Source organism: Aquiflexum sp. TKW24L, assembly GCF_023502205.1.
In the GTDB taxonomy this organism is placed as follows: domain Bacteria; phylum Bacteroidota; class Bacteroidia; order Cytophagales; family Cyclobacteriaceae; genus Cognataquiflexum.
Genome location: NZ_JAMFLG010000008.1, coordinates 170,879 through 181,809, shown reverse-complemented (window position 1 = coordinate 181,809; position 10,931 = coordinate 170,879). Strand labels below are relative to the sequence as shown.

Sequence of the window (10,931 nt, the reverse complement as noted above, 5' to 3'; positions counted from 1 at the left end):
TAGCTATGGATAGCTATCGGGACGAAGACCGAAGTTCTTTTGCGATTATTTCAAATACTCCCGCACCTGTTCTTTGATGGATTTCTGAACACTTTTTCAAGTTTGGCTTTTGAGGGTTATAGGATTTTCGCTTTCTTCCGCATCACCAAAATAGGTTATCGCTTCCGGAACGGTTATCAAACTATTTTGGGAACTGTATTTCTCCTTGTGGAAGTGGCCAAAATCAGATACAGGATAATGTTTGAGCAACTCGGCGATATCCCAAAAATCTTTCTTTTTTCCCCTTCCCAATGGGAAAGAGTTCCGGGTTCGACTGTCTGAGTTTGTAACATCTGAATTCGTTGATGGGTTTATCAATCACAGCGGCGGCTAGGTACATTCTGGTTTCAGGAAGAAACTTGGCATTTAACAATACTATTGTAATTTTCTCATCTCCATAGTACCTTCTGCAATTTCGGATGTCATCCACGTCACCTCTTTCAAATACCCGCTCAATCACAAAATTGGCTTTGGCATCATAGTCAAGCTTTTCGAAATCCACATCCCAAAAGATCCGCTTATGAAATATGGGGTTGGGTTTTTCTGACATAATTTCCAAATTTAAAAGTTAGTTTCACTAAATTTAGCAAGATCAAATGGATAATCCACATGCCCAAAATTTATGAATACTTAGGGATTACTTTTTTCTTTTATTCGAATGACCATAAACCTATTCATGTCCATGGTCAAAAAGGCGAATTCGAATCCAAAGCAATCTTCATTTTTGAAAATGAGGAAATTATAGAAATCCATATTTCAAATATCAAAGGAAAAAAGCCATTAAAGGGGAAGGATTTATTAAATTTCAAGATATTTGTATCGACATATCATTTTCAAATTGCCAACAAATTGGAATCGTATTTTAAAGAGAAGAAAAAAGTAGAATTTGAAGTTATCTCCAAAATCAAATGAAAGTATCTGACTTAAATATAGAATATGCCGTCAAATCACTAAGAGTGAAGGAGGCTAAATATTTGAATCATTATATAATTCAGATATTGTTTACTGATGGCATTTTGCAAAATGTTGATTTCGAGAAATTTTTATCTGACTCCCAGCATCCTGAAATCCGAAAATACCTCGATAAATCCCTGTTCATGTCTTTTTCGATAATCAATGGGAATTTAAATTGGAATGACTACGATATGATATTCCCTATATCTGAGCTGTATGATGGGAAAATCACTTAAAATCTTTCAGCCGCACTTCCATTTTCCCTGTTGATTTGAGGTAGATCCTCACATCTTCCTCCGTGCTGTAGATTCCCTCCACATCCAAAGTTGGATTTATAACCTGAAATGTCCCAAAGCCTGTCTCGAATTTCCCCTGCTTTTCCATTTCCTTCCTTGCCTCACTGAGGAAATCACCGACAGGATAATTTGCCAATTTCTTGATCTGATTCATGATTTTCCTCTTCTTCAGTCTGATACCGATATTGGCCATGCCATTGTCTGATTTGACGTCAAACTCCGCTTCGTCAAATCGTAGTGACTCAGTCGCTGCGTCAAATACGGGCTTACCGGCAAAATACATTTTGCCTTTGATATCCTTTTTTCCTTTTCGGATGCCGGTAAAATCCATGGACAATAAAGTCTTGTCTCCGTATTTTTGGGTTTTGAGATTGGTGGGCACCATCTCTGTCTTACCGTCAATTTTGATGGCCTTGCCTGCCATTTCATTGTTCAGGTAGCCGTCCAAATCCTCATAGCGGAGAATCAATGGCAGTACAAGCTCGATTTCGTTTTCCCTATTTTCGTTAGGTTCAATATTCGGCAAAGGAGATTTGGGTATGATCGGTTTGGCTCCAATCTTGGAAAACATCTCTCCTTCAATTCCTAGATACAAGACAAGCTTTTGGTCCTGGGTGATTTTTTCCTTAACTTTTAGTTTGTTAGGAATAGTATAGAAATGAACCTCCATTCCTTCCTGTTCAATGGTGTATGGCTCTGAGAAGACATCCCAGGTCTCTTGGGCAATATTTTTGAAATCAAGCTGACTGAGGTCAGCAGCAGCAAGTTGGTTATCGAGGACTTTTTGGAGCTGGCTTTTTACCACCTTATCCAGATCTATTTCAAACCCCAGCAGGTTATATTTCATAGATCTGCCCCAATTATCAATCTGGAGGTTTTTGATACTCAAATCCCAATTTTTACCGATCTCAGGAATGAAGCTGATCTCCGGGCTCAAGTTTTCATTGAATGGGAAATTCGTGGAAAGGTTTTGTCCAAAGACCCTTTTCTCTATTTTCATATCTCCAACGAGATTCATTGGCAATTTGACCCGGATGGTATTGTTTTCAAGAGCTGTAATTGAAATTTTGCCGATCCTTGTTACATCCAAGTCAGCAAATAATCCACTACCTAGTTCCAGTCCTTTCTCCGAAAACAATTTACTGTTTCGGGTATTGTTAAGGTTATCCTCTATATAAGAGAGCGGGATTTCTATGGGAATATTTGCTTTGGAGATTGCTTGGGGCAATTCGGTTACAGACGAAAAAGGAGGATTGTTTGGCTTGATGCTTTTGCAGGAAGAGAAAACAAAAAGTATGAAGAAAACGGGAAGCGTGTATTTTGAAAACATAGTAAGGATGATTCGGACTGTTTAGACAACAAGTTATAGCCTAGAATATTGTAATAAGCAAGAACCTTGCCCCTTGAAGAATTAATCTTTTGTGCCGAAAGGTAGTGAAAGTGAAATTTTAGAAGGAACTAATTTCAAGTGAAATTACTTTTGGGTTGAAAGTTTAATAAATTTTAAGAAATGGATTGGAATAAATTGGAAAGCTTAGCACAGTTAGATGAGATCAGGGAAATGAGTGATGAAAAACCGGTCCTCATTTTCAAACATTCTACAAGGTGCTCCATCAGCAGTATCGCTTGGGACCGGCTAAAGAGAAACTGGAAGGTCGAAGATTCCGAAAAAGTTACTCCTTACTATTTAGACCTGATCCGTCATCGGGATGTATCCAATCAGATAGAACGTGAATTCAATGTCTACCACGAATCGCCACAGATTATATTGGTCAAAGATGGCAAAGCAGTCTATGACAACAGCCACATGGGGATTAATTATACGGATATTATGGGGAGGATTTAGGATATTTTTTGGTTATCTACTTGTTTGTCAGTAACCCTGTATTTACTACTAACGATTTGTCCGATGACGGATGACCGATGTACCGGGCATTCAAGTCGCTTGCCTAGAATAGAACTTTATTTTTTTGCTGCCATAATTTCATGCAACCCTAATTAAGTCACTTTTAGCCATCAGAACAAATCAGATCTCTAATTTTGACTTTTTAGATATTGATTGATCCCGATGGCTATTTGGGAAAGAAGTTTTTTGATATTGCTCTTCATATTGATTAATTTTTGGAATTAGGAATAACATCAATATGTGCCAAAATACCTCTCACAATAAGGAACTGGGCGATGATATAAGTTCCCATGACGATGACTCCTGATTCGGGAAAGGGTTTATAAAACATATTGATAGCAAGTACCCCATCCGAAATCATAAAAAACATCCCTCCAATAAACACCTGCCAAAAACTTACAGGATTAGTCTTTTTGTAACGTTCCCGTGCGGTAGTCACCATCATGACAATCACTATCAGGTATATAACCACCGGAATTTTCATGGGACCGAGTCCAGGATTGATAAGGAAATAAACAAAGGCCGCAAAGATATAAATCGGAAGATTGACAAAGAAAAGGTGGATAAAGTTGACTTTACCGATGGCAAATGGATTGGTTTGGGCGATCTTGAATCCGATGATGTAACTTATATGCGCCATAAGGAACGCTCCAAGTCCATAGAGGAACAAATCCGGGAACATCAGCAATACATCACCCAACCAAGAAAAAATCAATGCCGCACTGATGCTTTTTCTTAATATGGATCCTTTGATTTCTTTGCTCGAGGAAAAAAAGTAGCCCCATAAGGCGATTATTATCAAAGGCTTGGTAAATATTCTGGAGGAATATTCTCCATTTGCGGTAAAAACAATGTCAAGAATACCTGCAAAAAGAAATAAATAAAGCCAAAGTATGTTTTTGTTTTTCATAAGAACCAAATTTTTTTATTATTAAATAATGCCAAGTTATGTACTTATATTCTGAGATTCTATATAATGACCTTCTTTATCTCTCTCATAACATTACGTTAACATAGTGAAAATATCCAAAATTCATGTTCCGGAAAAAATACGTGAACTGCATTAAAATGTAATGAAAAGCAAAAAGTAGGTTTAAAATAAAACCTCTTTTGGATTTTAATGTTAGGGATTTGTTAAGTAAACTTGTGAAAATTTGTTAAAACTTAACAATTTCAACTCAAAATCCTTGCCCATCTCCCATACATTTGTAGCGGAAAAATAACCATCCCTGAATCTTATAATTTCAATTTTCCACAAAAAACAAAAATTATGATGCAATCATTACTAAAGAGTTTACTTGCTGTGACATTGCTTGTATTTGTTACAAGTATGGCGTTTTCGCAAGGGGTATCCACCTCCAGTATGTCTGGTAGGGTAGTAGATAATACCGGGGAAACCCTTCCCGGTGCCAATGTCGTGGCCACGCACACGCCTTCAGGTACAAGGTATGGTGCAGTGACCAATATTGAAGGTAGATATACCATTCCCGGTATGAGGGTTGGTGGACCTTATTCGGTTACAGTATCTTTTATCGGTTTTGAATCCCAGACTGTTGAAGGTGTATTCTTGAGTTTGGGTATAGCTGCCAATGTCAACGTCACCATGTTGGGTGATGGAGAAGAATTGGCTGAAGTTATAGTAACAGGCGACAAAAACGCAGTATTCAGCTCTGACAGGACTGGTGCCACTACTGCCATCGGCAACGAAACCATCAACAAATTGCCCACTATTTCCCGTAGAATCGGTGACTTTACCAGGTTGACTCCACAGGCAAACGGTAATTCATTTGGTGGTCAAGACAGCAGATTGAACAACATCACTGTCGATGGTTCTTATTTCAACAACTCTTTTGGACTTGGCGGTCAGCCTGGCGACAGAACAGGTGTATCTCCTATCTCATTGGACGCGATCGACCAGATTTCTGTCAACGTGGCTCCTTATGACGTGAGACAAGGTAACTTTACCGGTGCCGGTGTCAATACAGTAACTAGAAGCGGTACCAATGAATTCAACGGTTCTGCATATTATTTCTGGAGAGGTAGTGACAATGTTGGTACCCAAGCGGGTGACAATACTTTCAATCCAGGTGAATTCAAATACAGACAGGTAGGATTTAGATTGGGCGGTCCAATCATTAAAAATAAACTGTTCTTTTTTGCTTCATTCGAAGATGACAAGCAAACTACTCCGGGAACAAACTTCACAGCGAACACAGGAAGTGATCCTATTACCGGTAATAAAACTAGGGTTTTGGCTTCTGACCTAAATACTTTGAGTTCTTATTTGAGAAGTAATTTCGGTTATGAAACGGGACCCTTCCAAAACTATGACCACTCTACGCTTGCGACCAAATTTTTGGCTAAAGTGGATTATAATATCAATGACAAAAACAAATTGAGCGTAAGGTACAATCATTTGGATTCCTCTACTGACGTTTTGGCCTCAGGTTCTTCCTCTCTTGGATTTGGTGGTAGAAATGGAAACTTGAATGCTTTGAACTTCCAGAATTCTAACTACATAATCAATGAAAACATACGATCTATCGTAGCTGAATTGAATTCAAGACTGTCTTCTACCATGACCAATAGCTTGATTGTAGGTTATACGTATCAAGATGAAAGCAGAGGTAGTAGGGGTGATTTTTTCCCGATGGTGGATATCTTGAAAGACGGTGCTACTTATACCACTTTTGGTTTTGAGCCATTTACTCCTAGCAATGAATTGAGGTATAAGACTTTCCAGATCCAAGACAACCTTCAGATCTTCAAAGGCAAGCATACCATCACCACAGGCTTTAGCTTCGAAAGATATGAATCTGAAAACGTGTTCTTCCCAGGTTCTCAATCGGCTTATGTATATAATTCCTTGGAGGATTTCTATGCGGATGCCAATGCTTACCTTGGAGGTACAACTCCTACCTCAACTGTAAGAAGGTTCCAAGTAAGGTATTCCAACATTCCAGGTCAGGAAAAACCAATTCAGCCATTGCAAGTTAACTATGGCGGCATCTACGGACAGGATGAAATTCAAGTCAACAAAGATTTCTTGGTCACAGTAGGTTTGAGAATTGACGTACCATTCTTTGCTGAGACAGGATTCAGAAACCAAGAAGTGGAAGGATTTAACTTCCGTAATCCAGGTGGAGAAACAATAAAAGTTAGAACTGACAAACTTCCTGATCCAAATATCCTTTGGTCTCCGAGGGTCGGTTTCAACTATGACCTCAGCAAAGGTGCAAGAACTACCCAAGTAAGGGGTGGTACCGGTGTATTCACAGGTCGTCCGGCTTATGTATGGGTTTCCAACCAAATAGGCAACAACGGTATTTTGACAGGTTTTGATAGGTTTGATAATACAACGACCAGACCATTCAATCCTAATCCTGACGCTTACAAGCCTTCTTCAGTAACAGGCGCGCCTGCTGCTAACTATGAATTGGCTTTAACAGAACCTACTTTCAAGTTCCCACAAATCTGGAGGACCAACGTGGCTATTGACCATAGACTTCCTGGGGGAATCATTGCAACTGCTGAATTCCTTTATAACAAAGACGTAAACGGAGTGTCCTACTACAACGCAAACCTTGCTCCTGCAAACGGAAGTTTTACAGGTCCTGACCCAAGAGACAGATGGGTAGGTGGCAATGCTGCAACCAGAATTAATGGTAAAATTGACAATGCTGTGACTCTTGCCAATCAGGCGATCGGTAACTCTTGGATAGCTTCTATTACTTTGGAAAAACCATTTGCCAACGGATTGTATCTGAAAGGTTTCTACAGCTACGGTGAAGCCAAAAATACTGTGGATGCAGGTTCTATTGCCTTCGGTTCTTGGAACAACAACCAACACCAAGGTGATCCAAACAACCCCGGATTGGGTTTTTCAGGAAATTCTATGGGACATAGAGTAGTGGCTGTTGCAAACTATTCTGTTGACTTGTTCTCCTTCGGTACTACCTCCTTCTCCTTATTCTGGGAAGGTAGAACTATCGGAAACACGAGCTATGTCTACGGCGGTGATTTCAACGGTGACGGTGGCTTCTCCAATGACCTGCTTTATATCCCTGCAACTGCCTCTGAAACCAACTTTGTACAATTCACTTCTTCAGGAAGAACTTTCACAGCAGCTGAGCAATCCGCTGCATGGGAAGCATTTATCCAACAGGACAAATACCTTAGCGCCAACAGAGGACAAATCGCCGAAAGAGGAGCAGTATTCCTTCCTATGGTATACAGGGCTGACTTCAGCGCTTCCCAAACATTGTTGACATCTAGCAAAAAGCAGAACCTTGAGTTCAGGGTGGATATTCTGAACGTAGGCAACTTGTTGAATTCAAATTGGGGTGTGGGTCAGTTTATGACTTCAACTTCTCCGCTCGTTCCGGCAGGTGTAGATGCAAACAACAGACCTCAGTTTAGATTTAGAAACCTTGGAAATACGCTGATCTCTGATTCTTTCACTCCATCTGCCGGTGCAGGTGATGTTTGGAGATTGCAGTTCGGTTTGAGATATAACTTCTAATCAAAACATCATAACAAAAATCAAGAGGCATCCTTTTCGGGATGCCTCTTTTTGTTTAAGTTGACTTCAAATTCAAATACCATGAAAAAGTACCAAAATAGCTTTTTTCTCTTCCTCTTTTTGTGGGTGCTATTCTTCCTTTCAGCAGGAGATAACCCTGTTTTTGGTCAGGAAAAAACTCACACTCTTACCTATACCAAAGTAAAAGGAAAAGTTACCTCAAATGGGAATGATCTAAATAACATCACAGTATCTGACGGAAAAGACATTGTCCTTTCCAATGAAAAGGGGGAGTTTGAATTTACCACGGACCAGGAATTTGTGTTTATCTCCTATCCTTCTGGATATGCTTTTGATTTATTGGACAACGGTTCTGTGAATTTTTTCAGAAGAGTTGATTTGACAAAGGCTAATAATTTGATCCTATTTGAGCTGAAGCCAAACCCAAACGATGAAACCGACCATCACTTCATTGCCATCGCCGATCCGCAGGTGCAGACGGAAGATGAAGCCAATCAATTTATCACAGAATCATGTGTAGACCTGAGCAAAAAGAAAGTAGCACTCAATGATCCTAACCTATTTGGTGTAGGTGTCGGCGACTTGGTTTTTGACAAGTTTGAATTGTATGAGCAATACAATGAAGGCATAAAATCTACCGGGATTCCTTTCTTTCAGGTTTTGGGAAACCATGACATCAACCTGAATGCCAGGTCCAATGAAACCAGTCAAGCTCCTTTTACCAGTCAGTTTGGTCCGGCCTATTATTCCTTCAACAGGGGGAAAACCCATTATGTTGTATTGAATGATGTATACTTTTTGGGAAGTAAACAATACTACGGTTACCTTCCGGAGACCCAATTACAGTGGTTGGAAAAGGATTTGGCTTTGGTGCCCAAGGAAAAACACATTGTCATTTTTCTGCACATTCCAAGTTTTTCGCAGGTCGTAGCTCATAATCCTGGCCGTGATATCAACAAAGAATCGGTCATCAACAGGGAAGCCTTATACAAGATCTTGGAAGGCTATGAAGCACATTTGATTTCGGGACACGTCCATTGGAATGAAAACACAGTGAATGGAAATATTTTTGAGCACAACACCGCCGCTATCAGCGGGGCATGGTGGTCCGGCATCTGCTATGATGGCACGCCAAAAGGCTATGGGGTCTACAGATCTGAGGCAGGAGATTTATCATGGCATTACCAAAGTGTGGGTGAAAACCTGGGTTTTCAGTTCCGTATTTACCGTCCGGGAACCCACCCGGAATTCCCCAATGACTATATGCTTAATATCTGGAATTGGGACCCTGAGTGGAAAATCAATATCTATGAAAACGAAACCAAAACGGTCCAACCCACGCAAGTCATCGCCACGGATCCTTTGGCAATGGAAATCTATGGGCCGGGAAAACCAAAAAAGCAGCCTTGGATCTCAGCACAAAAAAATGGACATATGTTTATTTTTAAGCCAAACAACCCCGAATTAAAAGTGGAAGTGGAGGTAATCGACAGATTTGGGAACAAATTCAAAAAAGGCCTCGACTGATTCGAAAACCTGAATTTTTAACATTAGATTTAGATAATAAACCCCTGCCAAATGACTGGTTCAGAATCTCTTGAATTCATCAAAAATGAACTCATTTCTTTAGAAAAATCTATGGCCGCCGATGTTGTCCATAAGTCCGGAATCATTGCAAGCTTACACAAGGATCAAAAGGAAGCTGCCAAAAATATGGTGGAATACCTGAGTGTCCGAAACAGGGATTTACGCGTGCTTCAAGATGCTCTCCATGTCCATGGCTTGTCCTCTCTTGCCAGTAGCGAAAGTCACGTCAGAAGACAAGTACAGGCAATTTTGGAGCGGTTGGGGGAAACTATACCTGTAGAAAACATAGACATCTGCGATTTTTCATTCAGCAAAAAGAAAATAGATGAGAAGAGCCATTTACTTTTTGGGAACAAAACCATTCCCAGCATTCCATCTTTGATGGTCACGTTTGACTCTGGATTTGCGGATAGTTATGCTGTGATCAAAAGTTTGCTTGAAAACGGCATGAATGTAGCCCGGATCAACTGCGCCCATGATGATGAGGCGACTTGGTCCAAGATGATCAACAAACTCCGGAAGGCAAGTAAGCAAACTGGGATTGATTGTAAAATATACATGGACATGGCCGGTCCCAAAATCCGCACAGTTCTACTCGGAAAAGGAAAGGACAAAGGGAAAGTCCAAGTGAAAGAAGGTGACCTCATCTGGATGGCAGAGGATGGAAAAGGATTTGCCAAAGACGATATCGTCATTAGCCCAAATGTGCCAGGAATTATTTCCTTCCTCAAAAAAGGTAATCGTGTCTACATTGATGACGGGGTGATAAGAGCAATTGTCGAAAAAACCAAATCAGATAAGGCCGGAATCAGAATAACACGGATCTCTTCCGAAAAAAGCAGGATCAAAGCTGAGAAAGGAATCAACTTTCCAGATACTATGATTGAGATTCCATCTCTTACAGACTTCGACAAAGCTTGCCTGCCATTTATCTGTGAAAATGCGGATTTGGTAGGGTATTCTTTTGTAAGGACAGCCTTAGATATCAGCAACCTCCAGTCTGAGCTAAAGGCGATTTCGGACAATCCTCCCCATGTGATCCTTAAAATAGAGACACCCGAAGCAGTAAGCAATTTACCCTCACTGCTAATTGAAGGTATGAAACAAAGGGCTTTTGGGGTAATGATCGCTCGCGGTGACCTCGCTGTGGAGATTGGATTTGAGAGAATGGGAGAAATACAGGAGGAAATCCTGTGGATCTGTGAAGCTGCCCATGTGCCCGTTGTTTGGGCAACCCAAGTACTCGAAAGTCTCAACAAATCCGGTATGGCCACCCGATCAGAAATCACAGATGCCGGTCAAGCTGCCAACGCAGAGTGTGTCATGGTCAATAAAGGTGACCACACAATCGAAGTGATGGAAACCCTCAAAGACATCCTGCAAAGAAGCGCTGAACATCGGGTAAAGAAAAGATTCCGTTTCCGTCAACTCAAAATTGCAGAGCGGTTTTTGAATTCTTAATTTTCCAATTGACCTACTTGGCAGTTAAAAATAGATTGCACCTCTTCTTTCCTGTCTGTGCCAGTCTGTGGGAGACTTTGAAAAATTATTTTCTCGCAGATTTCGCAGAACTACGCAGAAAAAAAATAAGCCATATGATTCCATT

Annotated in this window: 9 protein-coding genes; 6 read left to right on the top strand and 3 right to left on the bottom strand. The window is 40.4% G+C overall.

Annotated elements, in window-relative coordinates; all coding sequences use genetic code 11:
• Positions 1-223: 223 nt before the first annotated feature.
• The gene (locus M3O96_RS07930) at positions 224-589 is read right to left on the bottom strand and encodes a DUF6922 domain-containing protein (RefSeq protein ID WP_249719795.1); all 366 of its coding nucleotides are present in this window, start codon (positions 587-589) and stop codon (positions 224-226) included.
• 59 nt (positions 590-648) lie between these two features.
• Between M3O96_RS07930 and M3O96_RS07925 the strand changes: the two genes are divergently transcribed.
• Together M3O96_RS07925 and M3O96_RS07920 are read left to right on the top strand one after the other, a co-directional pair.
• Entirely contained in the window at positions 649-951 is a 303-nt protein-coding gene (locus M3O96_RS07925; protein ID WP_249719794.1) for a DUF4160 domain-containing protein, read from the top strand.
• Positions 948-1,229 carry a DUF2442 domain-containing protein gene (locus tag M3O96_RS07920; protein WP_249719793.1) on the top strand — a complete coding sequence of 94 codons (282 nt, stop codon included), beginning with the start codon at positions 948-950 and terminating at the stop codon, positions 1,227-1,229. Before M3O96_RS07925 ends, M3O96_RS07920 begins: the two co-directional genes overlap by 4 nt.
• Here the strand turns inward: M3O96_RS07920 and M3O96_RS07915 are convergent.
• Positions 1,222-2,619 carry a DUF4403 family protein gene (locus M3O96_RS07915; RefSeq protein WP_249719792.1) on the bottom strand — a complete coding sequence of 466 codons (1,398 nt, stop codon included), beginning with the start codon at positions 2,617-2,619 and terminating at the stop codon, positions 1,222-1,224. The two genes, M3O96_RS07920 and M3O96_RS07915, sit on opposite strands and share 8 nt — an antisense overlap.
• 180 nt (positions 2,620-2,799) lie before the next feature.
• Here M3O96_RS07915 and ytxJ point away from each other — a divergent pair, with 180 nt between their 5' ends.
• Positions 2,800-3,135, top strand: a complete 336-nt coding sequence (gene ytxJ, locus M3O96_RS07910; RefSeq protein ID WP_249719791.1) for a bacillithiol system redox-active protein YtxJ — start codon at positions 2,800-2,802, stop codon at positions 3,133-3,135.
• Positions 3,136-3,403: 268 nt separating this feature from the next.
• Here the strand turns inward: ytxJ and M3O96_RS07905 are convergent, their stop codons facing one another.
• Complete coding sequence (locus M3O96_RS07905) at positions 3,404-4,105, bottom strand: lysoplasmalogenase (protein ID WP_249719790.1); 702 nt, start codon at positions 4,103-4,105, stop codon at positions 3,404-3,406.
• A gap of 360 nt (positions 4,106-4,465) precedes the next feature.
• Here M3O96_RS07905 and M3O96_RS07900 point away from each other — a divergent pair, with 360 nt between their 5' ends.
• From M3O96_RS07900 to M3O96_RS07890, 3 genes are all read left to right on the top strand, one after another.
• Positions 4,466-7,717, top strand: a complete 3,252-nt coding sequence (locus tag M3O96_RS07900; RefSeq protein WP_249719789.1) for a TonB-dependent receptor — start codon at positions 4,466-4,468, stop codon at positions 7,715-7,717.
• Between the two features lie 81 nt (positions 7,718-7,798).
• The gene (locus M3O96_RS07895; RefSeq protein ID WP_249719788.1) at positions 7,799-9,265 is read left to right on the top strand and encodes a calcineurin-like phosphoesterase C-terminal domain-containing protein; all 1,467 of its coding nucleotides are present in this window, start codon (positions 7,799-7,801) and stop codon (positions 9,263-9,265) included.
• A gap of 51 nt (positions 9,266-9,316) precedes the next feature.
• On the top strand, positions 9,317-10,786 hold the full coding sequence (locus M3O96_RS07890; RefSeq protein WP_249719787.1) for a pyruvate kinase: 1,470 nt from the start codon (positions 9,317-9,319) through the stop codon (positions 10,784-10,786).
• The last annotated feature ends 145 nt before the right edge of the window (positions 10,787-10,931 follow it).